This window comes from Enterococcus sp. AAFC-DPL-5146 (assembly GCF_058216635.1).
This window is the reverse complement of record NZ_CM177103.1, coordinates 2686232-2705184: the sequence shown is the minus strand read 5'-3', so window position 1 is coordinate 2705184 and position 18953 is coordinate 2686232. Positions and strand designations below refer to the sequence as shown.

General features: G+C 37.0%; 11 protein-coding genes. 9 read left to right on the top strand and 2 right to left on the bottom strand.

Going from position 1 to position 18953, the window contains the following annotated elements; translation table 11 throughout:
• Window positions 1–106: 106 nt before the first annotated feature.
• Complete coding sequence (locus AC4BB2_RS12395) at window positions 107–1627, bottom strand: UDP-N-acetylmuramoyl-L-alanyl-D-glutamate--L-lysine ligase (protein ID WP_490473210.1); 1521 nt, start codon at window positions 1625–1627, stop codon at window positions 107–109.
• Window positions 1628–2075: 448 nt separating this feature from the next.
• Here AC4BB2_RS12395 and AC4BB2_RS12390 point away from each other — a divergent pair, with 448 nt between their 5' ends.
• The 4 genes from AC4BB2_RS12390 (at window position 2076) to AC4BB2_RS12375 (ending at window position 6344) form a co-directional block, all read left to right on the top strand.
• Window positions 2076–3725: a putative polysaccharide biosynthesis protein gene (locus tag AC4BB2_RS12390; RefSeq protein WP_490473209.1), complete on the top strand. Its 1650-nt coding sequence runs from the start codon at window positions 2076–2078 to the stop codon at window positions 3723–3725.
• 64 nt (window positions 3726–3789) lie between these two features.
• Window positions 3790–4512, top strand: coding sequence for a pseudouridine synthase (locus tag AC4BB2_RS12385; protein WP_490473208.1), 723 nt, complete (start codon window positions 3790–3792; stop codon window positions 4510–4512).
• Between the two features lie 126 nt (window positions 4513–4638).
• Window positions 4639–5526: an ABC transporter ATP-binding protein gene (locus tag AC4BB2_RS12380; RefSeq protein WP_490473207.1), complete on the top strand. Its 888-nt coding sequence runs from the start codon at window positions 4639–4641 to the stop codon at window positions 5524–5526.
• Window positions 5523–6344: a DUF2705 family protein gene (locus AC4BB2_RS12375; RefSeq protein WP_490473206.1), complete on the top strand. Its 822-nt coding sequence runs from the start codon at window positions 5523–5525 to the stop codon at window positions 6342–6344. Before AC4BB2_RS12380 ends, AC4BB2_RS12375 begins: the two co-directional genes overlap by 4 nt.
• Window positions 6345–6413: 69 nt before the next feature.
• Here AC4BB2_RS12375 and AC4BB2_RS12370 read toward each other — a convergent pair whose 3' ends face one another.
• Window positions 6414–7265: an NAD(P)H-hydrate dehydratase gene (locus tag AC4BB2_RS12370; RefSeq protein ID WP_490473205.1), complete on the bottom strand. Its 852-nt coding sequence runs from the start codon at window positions 7263–7265 to the stop codon at window positions 6414–6416.
• A gap of 153 nt (window positions 7266–7418) precedes the next feature.
• Here AC4BB2_RS12370 and pepV point away from each other — a divergent pair, with 153 nt between their 5' ends.
• From pepV to AC4BB2_RS12345, 5 genes are all read left to right on the top strand, one after another.
• The gene (gene pepV, locus AC4BB2_RS12365; RefSeq protein ID WP_490473204.1) at window positions 7419–8834 is read left to right on the top strand and encodes a dipeptidase PepV; all 1416 of its coding nucleotides are present in this window, start codon (window positions 7419–7421) and stop codon (window positions 8832–8834) included.
• Window positions 8835–9353: 519 nt separating this feature from the next.
• Window positions 9354–13505, top strand: a complete 4152-nt coding sequence (locus AC4BB2_RS12360) for a WxL domain-containing protein (protein WP_490473203.1) — start codon at window positions 9354–9356, stop codon at window positions 13503–13505.
• A gap of 365 nt (window positions 13506–13870) precedes the next feature.
• Window positions 13871–14194, top strand: a complete 324-nt coding sequence (locus AC4BB2_RS12355; RefSeq protein WP_490473202.1) for a pectate lyase-like adhesive domain-containing protein — start codon at window positions 13871–13873, stop codon at window positions 14192–14194.
• A gap of 27 nt (window positions 14195–14221) precedes the next feature.
• Window positions 14222–17812 carry a WxL domain-containing protein gene (locus AC4BB2_RS12350; protein WP_490473201.1) on the top strand — a complete coding sequence of 1197 codons (3591 nt, stop codon included), beginning with the start codon at window positions 14222–14224 and terminating at the stop codon, window positions 17810–17812.
• A 186-nt stretch (window positions 17813–17998) separates the two neighbouring features.
• A complete protein-coding gene (locus tag AC4BB2_RS12345; RefSeq protein WP_490473200.1) occupies window positions 17999–18952 on the top strand; it encodes an ABC transporter ATP-binding protein in 954 nt (317 codons plus the stop codon).
• Window position 18953 lies beyond the last annotated feature (1 nt).

Genomic DNA, 18953 nt, shown 5'->3' with positions numbered 1-18953 from the left:
AGTAAGACATAACTCTGCGAGTCATAGCTCAGTCTCTTGGAATTCGGATAAAGGTGGAATCAGAAGCAACTATTTTGGAAATAGTTGCTGTTCCAACCTCTGTTTACTATTCACGAATTAGACGTTCAGCGATTTGATAATCTCCGTCATAAGGTGTGTCCACTTCGCCAACTTTTTGATACAAGTCCGCTCCTTTACCAGCTAAAACAACGGCATCTTCCTTTTTGCTAATTGCTAGAGCTTCTTTGATAGCATCGCCACGGTCAATAATGATTTCAACTGGGATGTTTGTTGTAATATGAGTTTTGATTTCTTCACAGATTGTTACTGGATTTTCATCAGCTGGATCATCTGTTGTTAAAATAGCAACATCGGCCAGTTCAGATAAAACTGTACCAAAATCTTTCCGTCTAGAAATAGCTTTGTTTCCAGTGCTGCCGATAACCACAAGTATACGGCCGGTAGGATGTTCTTCTTTGACAAAAGTCAGAAGATTCTTTAAACTATCATAATTGTGTGCATAATCGACATAAATTTTTGCGCCGTTTTTATTAGTCAATAATTCCATCCTGCCAGGGACAGTGGTTTCTTTGATACCTTGTTGACAATCACTTCGTACAGCACCCACTAAGGCGCTTGCTAGAACAGCACTTAAGGCATTCCCTTTGTTGAAATCTCCACCTAATCGTAGTTGATAGTCTCCGGTAATGGCTAGTGTGTCATTTTTTGCTGAGATAGAGAAAGCGAGAGAATCTTCAGCATTGGTCTGGTAGATATAGTCTGCATCTGATGCTTGTTGATCGCCATAAACGATATAAGGCGTTTCCTGCAACTCAGCAGTTTCTTTTAATAGTTGGAAATAATCTGAGTCACGATTTAAAATCATCGTTTTTGAATGCTTGATCAGTTGACGTTTACAGTAGAAGTAATCATCAAAGGTTGGATGCTCAATCGGACTGATATGGTCAGGTGTAATATTCAAGAAAATACCGACATCAAAAAATAAACCATATACGCGATTGGTTTTATACGCTTGTGAGGATACTTCCATAATAAAATGCGTCATATCATTGTTGACAGCTTCAGCCATCATTCGATAAAGATCAAGGGATTCTGGCGTAGTCAAATGAGATTTAAAAAAGGTTTGACCATCTAAAGTAGAATTCATGGTAGATAACATCGCTGTTTTTTTATTTGTTGTGTGATCTAAAATAAATTTAGTAAAATATGCAGCCGTTGTCTTTCCTTTGGTACCAGTAAAACCAATTAATTTCAATTTGTTTTGAGGATAGTCATAAAAAGCCATGCTTAACACAGCCATTGCTTTTTTTATATCTGTGACAATGATACCTAGTGGTGCGGATACGTCATCGTAAGGCTGTTCTGCCACGTATACGTCAAGGCCAGAGTGGATGGCCTTGTCTAAATACTCTGCTTTGAAATTCATTCCTTTACAGAAAAAAAGGGTGTTACGATTTACTGTGCGGGAATCATAGGAAATAGCATCAAATGTTTTATTGTTAAACGAGCTAGGTATGGTCAAAGACCAACCTTCAGCAGAAATAAATTCTTTTAATAGATGTTCTTTAAGTAAACATTCACGGATTTTTTCTAAAGAAATAGTCATCATTACGCCTCCAAGCGGTATCTGAAATCTGAATGTAAGATTTTGGGAATAAAAAGCTTTTAGAAATTCATCATACAATTTAAACGGTAAAACTTCAAGGCGCTTGCTGGCAGTTGGAAAAAAATCAGTAACATAAGTCTTTATTTTTTTCATAAAAGGCTAATTAAATAACGACTATATAAAAAGCATATTTTTTAAAAATATAAAAATAATTACAATATACGATTTAGGAAATATACCTTAATGTCTAACTATGAAGTAAAAATAAATACTTAGGAACGGAGTATTTATTTGGTATTCATATATTAAAAAAATCATGTTCGCTTTTTTTTTGTAAAATCAATGAGGAAAATATAAATAAGTTAATTTATTAAAGAAAGTCGTTGCATATACTTGATTTAACAATTAAAATAAAGGAAGCATGTTTGAAGAAAGTTGGAGGAGTTAAATGATAAATCAACCAAATCCTGCTGATCAACCAATCTTAACCAATCAAGAGAAAATGGTTAAAGGATCAGCTTGGATGACAGCTAGTAATATAATTTCTCGTTTGTTGGGTGCGGTATATATTATCCCGTGGTATGCATGGATGGGAACACACGCCAATGAAGCAAATAGTTTATCTTCAATGGGATATACGGTGTATGCTCTCTTTTTATTAATATCAACAGCAGGTATTCCTGCCGCTATTGCAAAGCAGACGTCTTATTACAATTCGTTAAATGAATACAAGATTAGCCGACAGCTTTTTTATAAAGCTCTTCAATTGATGGCTATCTTAGGCGGGATTTTTGCGATCGTTATGTATCTAGCATCACCACTTCTGGCGAAATGGTCAGGAGGCGGGGAAGAGCTGATTCCTACGATGCGTTCACTAAGTTTAGCTGTATTGATTTTTCCATGTATGAGTGTTGTTCGAGGATATTTCCAAGGAAACCAAGACATGATGCCGTATGCCTTGTCACAAATCGTTGAACAAGTTGCGCGTGTTTTTTACATGTTATTGACAGCATTTATCATCATGAAAGTCATTGATGGCGATTACGTTAGTGCGGTAACACAATCGACTCTTGCGGCATTTATTGGAATGCTGGCTAGTTTAGTTGTATTGATTTTCTATATTCGTAAACAAAAACCAATGTTTGATTATCTTGCAGCACACAGTGCCAATGAGCATGAAGCATCCACAAAAGAGCTATTGACAGAGACGTTAAAAGAAGCGATTCCCTTTATCATTGTTGGTTCAGGTGTAACGGTATTTAAATTAGTGGATCAGTTCACGTTTTCTAATTTTATGAATACATTTACAACCTATTCTGGTAGTCAATTGAGAACATTATTTGCGATTTTTAATGCTAATCCAGACAAATTAACGATGGTCGTGATTGCTTTGGCAACATCGATTTCAGCTACTGGGTTGCCGTTGATTACTGAGGCAATTACCTTAAAAAATTATCGTGACTTATCTAAATTAATCAGTAACAATTTACAGCTATTTATGTTTGTCATGCTACCAGCGACCTTTGGTATGATCGTCTTGGCAAAACCACTATATACGATGTTTTATGCACCAGATGCATTAGGTGTATCGGTCTTGATCCAAGCTTGTTTTGCAGGTTTGTTTATGGGACTATATATGTTGTCGTCAACAATGTTGATGGGAATGTACGAAAATGAAGCTGCAATTAAATATTTTGGGTTAGGTTTAGCAGTAAAATTGATTGTTCAATACCCAAGTGTTCGTCTTTTTGAAGTTTATGGACCTTTGATTGCTACCATGATTGGTTTTACCTTATCGTGTGTATTGATTATGAGAAAAATCAAAAAAGTTAGCCGATTTAATTTTGGCTTGACGTTACGCCGTGGTTTATTGATTTTCTTAATCACTCTTGTAATGATGATTGCATCTTTGTTAATGAGACAATTTTTGTATCTTTTCTTAGATCCAACGCGTAAATTCCAATCATTCTTAATAATTATGATTGTTGCTGCGTTTGGCGGAGCGGTTTATGGATATATTACTATCAAACTTCGTTTAGCAGATCAATTACTAGGCGCAAGCGTCGGTAAGATTCGCCGTAAATTGAAAATAAAATAGACTTAATAAAATGGCGGGACGTAATGTTCCGCTATTTTATTAGAGAAAAAATTAAGGAGAGCCTATGAGATTAGATAAATTTCTTGCAGAAACTGGTGTTGGCAGCCGTAAAGAAGCTAAACAATTTCTGAAAAAAAGTTTAGTATCTGTAAATAACAGGATTGTAAAAGATGGTAAAACTCAGATTAATGAAGCCGAAGATGTTATTACCTTTATGGGAGAACAATTAAGCTATCAAAAATTTTACTATTATATGCTTCATAAACCTCAAGGAGTCATTTCTGCGACAGAAGATAAACGAGATCAAACAGTGATTGATCTATTGAAGGATGAAGACTTTAGAGAAGATCTATTTCCTGTTGGTAGACTTGATAAAGATACCGAAGGCTTGTTACTTTTGACTAATGATGGACAACTAGCTCATCAATTGTTATCACCCAAAAAACATGTAGATAAAGAGTATTTCGCAAAAATTCAGGGACTTGTTACACAAGAGGATGTTCGTCATTTTGCTGCAGGCTTTGCGTTAACTAATGGCGAGCAGGTAAAACCTAGTAAATTAATGATTAAATCAGTAGATGAAGGAAACGAAATATCAGAGATTCAGCTGATTATCCAAGAAGGTAAATTCCATCAAGTGAAGAGGATGTTTGAAGCCGTGGATAAAAAAGTTGTTTATTTAAAACGTTTACGTATGGGAGGTTTATGGTTGGATGATGAACTAGCTTTAGGAGAATATCGAGCCTTGGCAGAAAACGAACTTGAAAACTTAAAAAACAATAAATAAATTAAGAGAAAATGTAATAGAAACAGCTGTTATCAAGTAGTTGATTCGGTTACATTTTTTTTGACTAAAAGCTATTACAAAGATATACTTTTTTTGACTAGCGAGTCAATGATGAGGAGGAACAAGATGAATGCCATTGAACTTAAGGGATTGACTAAATTATATAAAAAGCAACCAGCAATTAATCAAGTAGATTTATCTGTTGAAAAGGGTGAAATCTATGGTTTTATCGGACCGAATGGTGCAGGTAAATCAACAACTATCAAAGCGATGCTGAATTTCATTTATCCAGATCAAGGAACGGCTACCTTACTTGGTTTAGACAGTGTTAAAGAAGCTAAAGAAATTCGTAAACGAACTGGGTATGTATCTAGTGATGTACGTTTTTATCCCAATATGACTACTTTGGACGTATTAAAATATGTAGCTGATTTTCATCAATTAAGTAATAGCAGAAAGCAAATTGACTATTTTATTGAGCTGTTTGATATCGACATTCAGAAAAAAATGTCAGAGCTGTCATTGGGAAATAAAAAGAAAATCGCTATCACAGCAGGACTATTACCAACTCCAGAATTATTGATTTTAGATGAACCGACCAACGGGTTAGATCCGTTGATGCAGCATCGTTTATTTGAAGAGTTAGAAAAGCATAATAAAAATGGCATGACGATTTTCTTATCTAGTCATGATTTAAACGAAGTTCAACAGCATGCACATCGGGCAGCGTTTATTCGCCAAGGTGAAATTATTACGGTTCAAGAGGTTTCAAAAGAAAAATCATTAGGAAAAGTGATAACATTGATTGGTGATGAAATCCCATTATCTGTGTTTGAGAAACTCGGTGCGGCGATTTTGAAGCATCAAGGAAATGAAACCCGTTTATTGTACGAAGGAGATTTACGTGCAGTTTTGCCTTTATTAGATGATGCCTCGATTCAAGATTTTACGATTACTAATCCAGAATTAGAAGATCAATTCATGGCGTTATATGAAGGAGGGACAGGCAAATGATTACGGCAAAAATAGAAGGGAAATCGTTAGTTAAAAGCTTATTTATTTGGTTAGCTATTTTTATCGTTGTGGTTTTTGGATTTAGTGCTGTTTATCCACAAATGCATGACTCAGCTATGAAAGACGTTATGGATGCTTCTTTAAAAGGACTCTCTCCGGCGTTACTAAAAACATTTAATCTTAGTGCCAGCGGACAAACGAGTTTTTTAGTTTCTACCGGCTTTTTCGCGTATTATTTTCAGTATATGTTTTTGGCCGCATCTATTTATGCGATGATGCTAGGGACTCAAGCTTTGATTAAAGAAGAAACCGATGGAACGATTGAGTTTTTATATGCTCAGCCAGTGACACGTGTGGGAATCGTCAGTGGAAAATTGATTGCAAATATCGGTATATTGGCTATTTTCTGGTTATTGTCGTTTGCTGCATCTATTGGAGCTACTCTGGTGTTTAAACAATCAAGTGATTCAGCAAGCAAAATTATTTCAGGACTCAGTAAAATCTATTGGCAAGAAGCTGTGATCTTGTTCTTTTTCTTAGCATTAGGCTTTTTGTTTTCGACACTTTTAACATCTAGTAAACAGAGTACAGGGATTTCGTTAGGGATAGTGTTTGGTTTTTACTTGATTGGTATTTTTTCTGATTTAAATAGTTCATTTAGTTGGGCTAAAAATCTTTCTCCAATTCATCTAGGTATTCCTAGTAATCTATTAGAAAAAGGGCTTTCTGTAGGGAATATAGCAGCGTTAGTCGCCTGTGGGATTGTGTTTTTAGTAGGTTCTTATATGCTCTATCAACGCAAAGACCTAAAAGTCTAGCAAAGGAAGCATTTCATTTTATAGGCGTTCTAGCCATATTTTTAATAAAAAACAGAGGGAAAATGACGCTCATCTTTCCTCTGTTTTTTTGACTAAATTCTCAAAGTATTTCATATATTGCGGTAACTGGTTACTAATTTCAGTCGGTAAAACGACATAACAAGTTTTACTAAGCTCCTCTCCAATCAAACTATGAAGATAAACGGCTGCCAAAAGAGCCCCTTTTTTATCTTGAAATTGAGCCAGAAAACCAGTGATTATGCCAGCTAATGTATCACCCATCCCGCCAGTTGCCATGGCTGGGGTTCCTAGTGGATTTTGATAGTGTTCATCTGATGTATAAATTTCGCTTCGATGACTTTTTAAAACAATTGATGTCCCTAGTTTTTTTTGAACTAATTGATTATTTTCAATCGTTTGATCGACGATGTTTAATCCGCTTAATCGTTGCCATTCCATTTGATGAGGTGTGAAAATGATCTGTTCTGGATAATTCAATGAGTAGTTCTTTTCAGCAAATAGTGTAATCGCCGATCCATCGATTACAAGCCATTGAGAAGATTTTTGCTGTATTAGTACTTCTTCTAACAGATTCTGACTCTGTTTACTTAGTCCAAGACCTGGACCGATTAAAATGACATCGGCGTTAGTTAATAAATCCGTTATTTCTTGTTTCAGTTCCCAATTAAGTACCATCGCTTCTGGCAGACGTGCATGAAGGGAAGTGTGATTTTTTTCTGCTGTAATGACTGAAACTAAACCAGCCCCTGATTTTACTGCAGCTTCTGCACTCATAATAATGGCTCCGCCATACGTTTCATTTCCGCCAATCAATACTGTTCGTCCAAAGGTTCCTTTGTGAGAATTTTGTGGTCTGGGATGAATCACATCTGTCAAATTTTTTTGTGATAATTCTTTCATCCGAATCTTCTCCTTTAATGATTTACTTTCAGTATAAATCTGTTTGAGAGTAAGAGCAAAATATTACGGAAAAAACTGTTCCTGCCTTTTTCTTTTAAGCAAGTTAGTGGTATGATGGGGAGGTAGAGAATAATGAATTGGAGTGACTAAAAAATGACAATTGATTGGCAAAAAGAAGTAGACGCACGTAAAGATGCGCTATTAGAAGATTTACAAAATTTATTACGTATCAACAGTGAGCGTGATGATTCAAAAGTAACACCAGAAGCACCATTTGGACCAGGACCTGTTGCGGGTTTAAAGCATATGTTGGCTTATGGTGAACGTGATGGATTTGTTGTTAAGAATGTTGATAATTATGCTGGACATATCGAATATGGCGAAGGAGATGAAACCTTAGGGATTTTCGGTCATATGGATGTGGTACCTGCTGGTGACGGTTGGGATACCGATCCTTATGAACCAGTAATCAAAGACGGTAAAATCTTTGCCCGCGGTTCAAGTGATGACAAAGGCCCAAGTATGGCGGCTTATTATGCATTAAGAATCATCAAAGACTTAGGTGTTCCATTATCTAAAAAAGTTCGTTTTGTTGTCGGTAGTGACGAAGAAAGCGGCTGGGGCGATATGGATTATTACTTCAAACATGAAGAAAAACCTGATTTTGGTTTCTCTCCTGATGCAGAATTTCCAATCATCAATGGTGAAAAAGGAAATGTATCACTATATGCTCGTTTTGGCGGCTCAAGTGAAGGCGAATACGTTTTAGAAAGCTTCAATGCAGGTTTACGTGAAAATATGGTTCCAGGTACAGCAACAGCTGTGATCACTGTTCCAACTGCTAAAATTGCTGAAAAAATGCAAGGGGCATTTAGCGTTTTTGTGGATGAAGAACCAATTTCTGGTGAGTTAGAAGTAGATGGTACAACAGTGACAATAAAAGTGATTGGTAAAGGCGCACATGGTGCTAGCCCACAATCTGGAATCAATGCAGCGACATTCTTAGCCGTGTTCTTAAATAGCTATGGATTTGCTGGTGCAGCCAAAGGATTTATTCAAGTGGCAGCAACATTAGTTCACGAAGATTTCTATGGTGAAAAATTAGGCGTAGCCTTTGAAGATGTTAAAATGGGCAAATTAACAATGAATGCTGGTTTATTCGTCTTCAAGAAAGATGCCGAAGAAGGCAACTTTATGAGCTTGAATTTCCGTTACCCTAAAGGCACAACAGCCGCAGATTTAGAAACAGGCGTAAAATCTACAGCAGGTGCAATCGGTGCAGAAATCGTTCAAGGTGGACGCAACCAAGAACCACATTATGTTCCAGCGGATGATCCATTGGTTGAAACATTATTACAAGTTTACGAAGATCATACTGGTCAAAAAGGCCACGAACAAATCATTGGCGGTGGAACATATGGCCGTTTACTAAAACGTGGTGTGGCTTATGGCGCAATGTTCCCGGGCTATACAGATACAATGCATCAAGCCAATGAATTTATGGCATTGGATGATTTATTCCGTGCGACAGCTATTTATGCGGATGCGATTTATCGTCTAGCGAAGTAGTAAAAATCTAAGATCATCTGAATAGCCTTCATCATCATTTTTCAGATAATCTTTGTAAATGAAAATGGACAGAAATTTGAGTAAGTCTAAACAAAATTGATTAGATCAAAAAAGGTGAGATGTCGCTATCAAGAATAGTGATAATCCACCTTTTTTTGATATAAGGAACGGAGTGTTTCGGTGAATAGGGGTTACATGGGGGACGTTGAGAGAGAGAAAAGCTTTAATCACATCAAAACTATAGGGCAATGCACATTTATATGTAATAAGAAAGCGCTTGCTTGTTGTTTTTTATATGGAGAAATCAATGTATCATTAGTAATGATATCTTGACTTGCATATGTTGAGATAATTGAAATAAGAAACTTTTCTGATAAAAAAATCGCATGAAAAAATAATGATTTCCTGTATCTCCCCATTAAATAGTTAAAAGAAAGAAGGATGTGTAAGGTCAATGAAAAAAAAATCCAGATTTTGGGTGTCTTCCTTATAGGAATAATTGCCATAGGTTATTTTCATTTGAATAATACAAGTATCGAAGCTGAGAATGAACCTCAGCAACAGACACAAGTACATAGAAGCACAGGAACAAGTAGAGCAACATTTGAAGGGGAAACTAGGCAAGTTTCTACCGGAGAGGAAATGAGAGATGCTGTAAACGATGATAAGGTGTCACAAATCGAAATGCTAAATAATATAACCATGGGTTTCACTGTTAGACCTGAAGCCATAAGTAGAGATCTGGTCATTAGAGGGAATGGTTTTACTTTACAAATGACAGGCCATACTTGGGAGGTAAGATATGGGAAGCACACCTTTAGATTGGAGAATATGAAAGTAGGTTATAATCTTGAATCGGCAATGTTTGAGTATGCTGCTTATCCTTCTTATCTTGCTAAAAGTTATATGGAAATGGAAAATGTAAGTGAGGCAGCAAATAATAAGGGGGTCATCACGAATTTAGGTTCTTCACATGTTGTTTTTACTGGTGGAAAGAATGAATTTAAGGCTACCATAGCTAAACCCTACTTATTTGCACAGACGAGTATGACACTTAAAGGTGGTGCGGAAGTTTATATAGAGCAGCCTGACAGTACAATAATAAAAAAAGTTACAGGTACTAACGCAACGTCATACGATTTGAACATCACAGAAAATTCAAAGATGATTATCAATACAAAACAAAGTGCTACACCTAAATCACCTCTAACAGGGCTGAGATATATCGACGTAAAAACTAATTCCTCTTTAGAAGTCAATGCTTTAGCATCAGATACGTCAACCTCTGTGCCTGTTGTAGACTTTGATATCAATCCTATCAACTACAGTGGTTTATATGTGAGTGGAGACAGCGAAATATCTATTTCTGGAACAGGTAGTCGTACGGGGATCAATCTTCCAGGAGAAACATATGGTACAGCCGTTAGTGCTACGAATAAGTCAAAGCTGAATATGAAAACAAAACTGGGGTCTAATGTTGTTGTAGGTAATGGAAAGGATACAACAATTCAGGCGACTGGAGGAAGTCAAATAGAGTTTGAGGGAGCAGGAGAAAAAGTAATAGATGTTACTGCAGTGTCACCTCAAATTAATGTTTCACAGAATAGTAGAATCAATGTCCAACATAATACCAACACGGCAGGATCAAGTATCAACTTGTCTGGAAAGGGGACTTTATCTACACATAAAACGGCAATTAATGTAACCGATTCTAGTGAGTTGAATATGCAACGTAATGGAGGGGGCGCTGGATCAAATATTTATTTAGAAGGCACTCTTCCAACAATGAATGTCAAAACTGGGAGTAAGACTACTTTAAAAAATTCAGGTATAAGTTCCTTATGGATGAAAGGAAGTAATACCCAGTTTACTGTATCTGAAAGTGAATTTAATCAGGAAAGTACCTCACAAACTGGAGGAATGGCAGCTGGTGGAATTCACATGGTTGGAAATGCGCCAAATATGATGGTAGAAAAGAATAGTTCTGTGAAGTTGAATGGATTAACCTCTCCAACCATTCAACTGGATGGAACGGGTGCTAAATTATCAGTCACTGGCGGATCAAAAATGAACAGTAAAGTTGGCGATACAGATAGCATCCGCTTGCTTGGGAATCAGCCGCAGTTAACTGTTTCTGGGGTGGGAACATCGTTTGTGTCTGAAAGCAATCGTCAAAGATTCGTAGATGGAGCGGGTACGATTTATTTAGGAAATCCTGATGCTGAGAGACTGTCTACAGGTGCAGCTATTACGGTGGAGGATCAGGCGGAAGTAAACTTGATATCTAATTTATCAAGTGCAATGGTTATGCAGTCAAGCTATGGCGTATTTAATCTATCCTCTAGTGCTAAGATAAACCTTACGTCTGGACCTACGGATGGCTATGTTGCCAATGCAAATGCAACCTTAAGATTTATGAGAAGTGGTTATGGAAGTAGTCAAAATGGCCATTATCTATTTAATATTGATAATGCGGAAATGAACATTGAAAAAAGTGGGGGAAGTGCTGCTGGGGTTAGATTGTTTGGTCATGGAAACCAAGTGAATGTAAAAAATAATGGGAAGTTCACAATAAATAATCCTGGAAATGGCACTCCTAATGATGGTGGAGACGCGGTAGGAAATCAAGGGATTCACTATACGAAGTCTCCTGATGCAACTGGAGATAGAAATGAATTTAATGTAACTGGACAAGGTTCAGAAGTAAGGATTGCTGCTAATTCAGGTCCAGCAATTGATATGCATGATCAACCAGGTTTAATTACTGCTTCGGATGGCGGCTATTTTGAAGCTAGAGGGAAGACCGCTACGACAAATACAGGGATTTTTAGAACATCAGATCGATTAGAGGTTGTATTTGATAAACCATTATTCATGGACTTTACGAATACCCGAGGGAATGGTGGGAACATTTTCACGGTGAATAGTAGCTCAACATTAAAGGCTACTAAGAGTGACTTATCTTTATGGAAGAAAGGAACTGGCGTAGAGCAAGATCCGGACTTGAATTTTATTGATTTAAATTATGCGTTCAAAGGCTCTAACTTTGACACGCTTGGTGCGACGAATAGACCAGGTGAGTTCAATACCAATACAATTGGCACACAAGGATTAACGAATTATACTCGATTAAGCAGTAATAACGCTCGCTGGGCTGTGGCAGATGTCCTTCGAGTACCTACCACTGCAGATAAAAAAATTCATGGTCGATTGAGTGTACCAGTAGGACTTAATCGGACACGGCCAGCGTGGGATAATGAAGTAGAAGCTACTGTAGAAGTACAGAGGGCCAACGGAGAAAAAGAAATTTATGAAAAAGTGAAATCAGTAGGGGATAGCAAAGCGAAACCTGGTATTAGTATTTATGGCGAGAAACCTCAAGGGGGACTTTTTGAGATTGATACAGGGAAATACTTTGAAGTTGGAGATAAAGTCACTATTACAAAAGTAAACTTAACAAGTGGGGAATTAACGCCAGGATTTGATAATCAAATTTTGACAAAAACAGTCGAACCATTCCAAATCATTCCTCCAAAGCCTGTTACAGTCGAAAGTGATGCGATTAACAATCAAGCAACAAGTATCAAAGGTCATGTGGAAGATAGAACGGTAGAAATTACAGCTACGTTAAATGGACAACCTCTGGATACATCTAATGTAGTTGTTGATAATAGGGGGAACTTTGAACTGTCTCTTGAAGATATGACGTTAAAAAAAGGAGATGAAATTCAACTCTTTGCAAGAGACCATGAAGGTTCAGCGTTAAAAGCAGGAGTAGTGAATCCACCGATAACGAACAATGATACAGGGAATAGTAATCCTAGCCAAAAATTGAATTTTCATGATACATCATTTGAAGCGGCGCCCACAATTAATGTGAGTGAGCTTATGCCGTTAAGCATTCTATTCCAAGATGAAAATGGCCGGGCGATTCATAAGAGTTTGACAATGTTCAAAACACCAAATGAGTCTGTTGATTTAACGAAGGAAGAACAGATTACACGCACGATTCAGACATTAAAAAAACAAGAATACAATCTATTAAAAAAACCAAAACCAGAAGTAATCATAATGAATGAGGCAAAGACGGTCATTTATCAATTTATGGGGCCAACAGAAGAACTAATTTCGGACAAAGAACCACAAACAGATGAATTTACGATTCGGGCCGTTTCCGACTTCAAATTTCCAAATGTGCCAATCGGGACAACGCGAGCAACCAAATTAGATAAAGTAACACCAGAACCATCTGAAGGTGCAAAAGGCTATAGTTCAGGAATTGAAGTGGCAGATATGTCCGGAACTGCCAAGGGGTGGAATGTGAAAGTAGCCATGACAACACCCTTGCAAACAACCGAGGGGAAAGAATTAAAAGGCTGGGAATTGCATATTCCAACTGAAAAAGTAAAATCTGATGGAGTAGAAACAAAAGAAGCGATTGGACATGCTGTGACTGTGACTAAAGAAGGCGCAACAGGATCTGTCTTTAGTGCGGCTCAAGGCAAAGGAAAAGGTCGATTTATAAACTTATTTGAATCATATACCGAAGACGCAACAACAGAAGAAGGACTTACTCGTAAAAAAGGTGTTCAACTGACAGTCCCAAATGGTGCGTATAAAGGTACCTATCAAGGGAAGCTGACTTGGACGCTACAGAATGTGCCGAATTAAGCGACTCAATAGTGAATGAATAAAAATGTAATGAGCTATTTTTGAGCGAAAAATTAAAACCTGACCGATAGTTGTCAGGTTTTTTTGTATACCTAAAAAATAAGTAGTTAAAAGCATATACTATTTTTATTAATACTTACGCACAGCTTAATGTAATTTAAATTTAATTCGAAAGCGCTTACCTGTTGTTTTATATATTTAGAATCCGCTGTAGAATTAGTAAGGGTATCGCAGGGAATAGAGTTAGCGAGAGGGTTAAATTCCTGCTATCAGTAAAAATAATTTCTTTTTCCAACAATTAATTTAATAAATGATTCTCTATTTTCAACTAAATAATTAATCTCTACAAAAGGAAGTGTCATGAATTGAAACATAAAAATAAACTAGTTATCTTTGGGATGTTACTTATAGGAATAATCAGTATAGGTAATTTTTATTTAGATAGTACAGCAATCAAAGCTGAGGACGAAATAGAACAAGTCGATCAAGTACATAGAGCAACATTTGAGGGTAAGCTCGTTCAAGTATCCAGTGGAGTGCAATTAAAAAATGCTGTATATGATCCAACTGTCACACAGATAGAATTAAAGAGTAATGTGAGGATGACCTATGATACTTATGCTATAAATCGGGATTTAGTTATCAGAGGCAATGGATATACACTTGAGTCAGTTTCACAAGGTTTCTAGGTGTATTCCGGAAATTTTACTTTTAGATTGGAAAATATTGTTTTAAGTGGTACAAGTTTTGAATATGCACTACTCAATTATGAGTCCATGTATCCAGGGCCAATAAGCACTGTTGAAATGGAGAATGTCAGTGAAGGACCAAACAACCAATCGCCAATCACCAATTTACAACAGTCAAATCTAGTTTTTACTGGTGGGAAAAATATCTTTAATAGTGAACTCTCTAAAAATGCTAACTTCGTTTTATTTAGACAAGTTAAGATGAGTGTTCAAGGTGGCGCGCAAGTTATCATGAATCGGAAGGATATGAAGGTAATCAGTGGTTTTAAGGAAGAACCTTTTCAGTTAACGATGATTGAAAATTCGAAATTGATTATTAAGACGACGAAATTTGAATCAATAAATCCGCAAACAAATATAGTGATAAGAAATGCATCCGAGATTAACATAGCTGGAGGCTCTACTCTTGACATAAGTGCGGAAAATAGTGAGGTGACAGCATCAATCCCTATTATTGATTTTTATAGTAATCAACATATCCAACCACCCACTATTTTTAAAGTAAGCGAAGAGAGTGAAGTGTCAATTAATGGTTCTGGATTACGTACGGGAATTTCTATGGCTACTTATATAGGAGCAGAACTTGATGTTACAAATGCCAAATTAAACATTGCAACAGAAAATGGAAACGGGATTTATATGGGGCGTCCTATGAACACAAGGCCAACAGGATCAAAAATAACGGTTCAAAATGGTGGGCAGATAGCGCTAAAAGGTTCTGGAAAACCTGTATTAGAGTTTCAAATAGATGCACCACAAATTAACATTTCAAAAAATAGTAGATTAGATATTCAACACGAAACACAGCGACTTGAATCTAGTGTTTATATGAAGGGACAAAATCCTAAAATGCTGGTCTCTGATAACAGTCAGGTCAATTTAGTGGCTTCTGGAAATGGCATTCAATTAGCTGGAGATGGGGCGTTGATGAAAGTAGAGGGTGGATCAAAAGTAGTTGCTAAAGTCGAACAAGGAGATAGCATTCAATTGGAAGGGGGAAACCCTAGCCTAGAGGTTTCTGGAAAGGAAACGTTAATCAAAGGAGAAAGTAATCGGCTGGTTCAAAGTGATGGAAGAGCAACTATTTATTTAGGATATCGAGATGCTGATACGTACAGTCAAGGTGCACGTATAATGATTTCTGATGAAGCGCAAGTAGATCTTGTCGCAAATAAATCTAGTGGAATGGTGATGCAGTCAACATATGGTGTCTTTGATTTAACGGCTGGAGCTAAATTGACTATTAAATCTGGTGAAACATACGGTGATAGTTCAAGTGCAGCGGCACCATTGAGATTTATGAGAAGTGGACAACCTTCTTTGTGGAATGGACATTATACCTTTAATATTGACAATGCAGAATTGACTATTGAAAAAACAGGTGGGAATGCGGCCGCATTAAGATTATTGGGCTTTGGAAATCAAGTGAACGTCAAGAATAATGGAAAATTTGTAGTAAACAATCCAGGAAATGGGGCAGCAAATAACGGTGGAAGTGGTGATGGAAACCAAGGCGTTCATTACACTGCAGTTAAAGATATAGGTCCTGGAGATGTCAATAAATTTAGTGTTGAAGGCAAAGGATCAGAAGTAAGGATTAATGCTGATTCTGGACCTGCGATTGATATGGAAGAGCAAAAGGGATCGATCATCGCTAGAAATGATGGCTATTTCGAAGCAAGAGGTCAAACCGCTAGTAGTAATGTAGGAATCTTTAGAACAACGAGTCGATTAGATGTTCTGTTTGATAAACCATTCTTTATGGATTTCAGTAATACTCGACCTGGCGGTGGAAATATTTTGCAAGCAGACAATACATCAACGTTAACGGCCACTGAAAGTGATTTGTCTCTGTGGAAAAAAGGGACTTCGCTAGAACAAGATCCCGATTTGAATTTCCGTGATTTAGATTATGGCTTTAAGGGAGAAAATTTCAAAGAACTTGCTGCAACAAATAGACCAGGCGATTTTAACATAACGACAATCGGAACGGGAGGGTTAACAAACTATACTCGTTTAAGTAGTAATAATGCGCGTTGGGCTGTGGCAGATATGCTTAGAGTACCGACGACTGCAGATAAAAAAATTCATGGACGAGTAAGTCTACCCGTTGGATTGAGTCGAACGCGTCCAGCATGGGATGACGAAGCAGAAGTTACTGTAGAAGTTCAAAGAGTAAATGGGGAAAAAGAAGTTTATGAAAACGTGAAGACGGTAGGAGATACGAAGGAAAAACCTGGTATTCGTATTTATGGAGAAGAACCTCAAGGAGGACTTTTTGAAATTGATACAGGGAAATACTTTGAAGTTGGAGATAAAGTTACTATTACAAAAGTAAACTTAACAAGTGGGGAATTAACAGCAGGATTCGATAATCAAATTTTGACAAAGACAGTCGAGCCGTTCCAAATCATTCCACCAAAGCCTGTTAAAGTTGAGAGTAAGATAATTTATAATCTGGCTAAAAGTATTAAAGGGCATGTAGAAGATCCTACAGCAGAAATCACTGCAACGCTTAATGGTCAAATGATGGACACATCGAATTTAGTTGTTAATGGAACAGGTGATTTTGAACTATTGCTTGAAAATGTGACATTAAAAGAAGGAGATAAGATTCAATTCTTTGCAAGAGACCATGAAGGTTCAGCAGTAAAAGCAGGAATTGTCAATCCTCCAACAACGAACAACGACATTGGGAATATCAATCCTAGCCAAAAAATGGTTTTTCATGATACCTCTTTTGAAGCAGCACCGACAATAACCGTTACAGAGCTGTTACCCTTAACCATTTTATTCCAAGATGAAAATGGGCAGAAGATTCATGATGAGTTGATACTATACAAGATACCCAATCAATCTGTTGATTTAGAAAAGGAACAACAGATTATATCAACAATTGAAACAGTAAAAAAACAAGGCTATAGTATACTGAAAAAACCAGAAATAGCAGTGATTGAAATGAATGAACAAAAGACGGTCATATATCAATTTATGGGCCCAACAGAAGAACTAATTTCAGACAAAGAACCGCAGACAGATGAATTTACGATTCGAGCCGTTTCCGACTTTAAATTTCCACATGCGCCGATCGGTACAACACGAGCAACCAAATTGGATAAAGTAACGCCTGAACCATCAGAAGGTGCAAAAGGCTATAGCTCAGGAATTGAAGTGGTGGATATGTCTGGAACAGGTAAAGGCTGGAGTGTGAGTGTAGCCATGACAACACCCTTGCAAACACCTGAGGGGAAAGAATTAAAAGGCTGGGAATTGTATATTCCAACTGAAAAAGTAAAATCTGGTGGAGCAGAAACCCAAGAAGCAGTCGGACATACGGTGACCGTGACTAAAGAAGGCGCAACAGGATCTGTCTTTAATGCAACTCAAGGCAAAGGGAAAGGCCGATTTACAGACATATTTGAATCCTATACAGAAGAAGCGACAACAGAAGAAGGACTCACGCGTAAAAAAGGCGTCCAACTGACTGTCCCAAATGGTGCGTATAAAGGTGCGTATCAAGGGAAATTGACTTGGACGCTGCAAAATGTGCCAAATTAAACAATATGATAAAACATTTTTAGATTAAAACCTGACAGACAGTTGTCAGGTTTTTTCCTATATAATAGAATCAAGTCGTTAGAAACAAATGGCGTAATAAAGTATACTTATAAACGTACCTAAAATTAGCCAATGACTTTCCTATAGTAAAAATAGTATGTAAACAAGAAAAAATGAGGTGAACAAATGATTAATTTTAAAGACGTATCAAAAAAATACAACGACCAGTTAGTACTAGAAAATTTCAATATTTCAATTGAAGACGGTGAGTTTTTTGTATTAGTTGGACCGAGCGGGAGCGGGAAAACGACAACATTAAAAATGATCAATCGTCTAATTGAACCCACCGATGGAGATATCTACTTTAACAATCAAAGATTGATCGACTACAACGTAAAAGAACTACGATTAACAATTGGCTACGTCCTTCAACAAATCGCTCTTTTCCCAAATCTAACCGTTGCTGAAAACATTGAATTGATTCCCGAAATGAAACATTGGGATAAAACGAAAAGACGGGAAAGAACAAAAGAATTATTAAGAAAAGTCAGCTTACCACCAGAAGAGTATTTACATCGAAAACCAGCTGAATTGTCTGGCGGCGAACAACAACGCATAGGGATTTTAAGAGCGATTGCAGCTAAACCAGACATAATCTTAATGGATGAACCCTTTAGTGCCTTAGATCCAATTTCTAGAGGACAGTTGCAACTATTAATCAAAGAGCTTCATAAAGAACTAGCTAGTACAATCGTTTTTGTAACGCATGATATGAATGAAGCGTTGTTTTTAGGAGATAGAATTTGTGTAATGAAAGATGGGAAAATCGTTCAAACAGACACACCAGAGAAAATCCGAAGTAATCCGGTTAATAACTTCGTAGCACAATTTTTCCAACAAGATCATTCTAATCTGGAAAACTACTGTGCACAAGAGTTGTTAAAATTGGGATTTGTGGAAGATAATCAAGTAGATAGTGGAACAAAAGTGACCTTAGACACGACACTGTCGGCGATAGTTCGTCAACTTGTAAATGGGGAAACGGTTGTGCTTATAGACGACAACGGTCCAATTGGTGAAATTACCGATCGAACGATTTTACGCTTTTTAGAGTCAAAGATAGAAAAAGGTGATCAATAAT

Excerpts from the sequence above, each read along its gene's own strand:
- AC4BB2_RS12380 (WP_490473207.1), top strand. The coding sequence starts at position 4,639 with ATGAATGCCATTGAACTTAAGGGATTGACTAAATTATATAAAAAGCAA.
- AC4BB2_RS12385 (WP_490473208.1), top strand. The coding sequence starts at position 3,790 with ATGAGATTAGATAAATTTCTTGCAGAAACTGGTGTTGGCAGCCGTAAA.
- AC4BB2_RS12390 (WP_490473209.1), top strand. The coding sequence starts at position 2,076 with ATGATAAATCAACCAAATCCTGCTGATCAACCAATCTTAACCAATCAA.
- AC4BB2_RS12370 (WP_490473205.1), bottom strand. The coding sequence starts at position 7,265 with ATGAAAGAATTATCACAAAAAAATTTGACAGATGTGATTCATCCCAGA.
- AC4BB2_RS12395 (WP_490473210.1), bottom strand. The coding sequence starts at position 1,627 with ATGACTATTTCTTTAGAAAAAATCCGTGAATGTTTACTTAAAGAACAT.
- AC4BB2_RS12375 (WP_490473206.1), top strand. The coding sequence starts at position 5,523 with ATGATTACGGCAAAAATAGAAGGGAAATCGTTAGTTAAAAGCTTATTT.
- AC4BB2_RS12345 (WP_490473200.1), top strand. The coding sequence starts at position 17,999 with ATGATTAATTTTAAAGACGTATCAAAAAAATACAACGACCAGTTAGTA.
- pepV (WP_490473204.1), top strand. The coding sequence starts at position 7,419 with ATGACAATTGATTGGCAAAAAGAAGTAGACGCACGTAAAGATGCGCTA.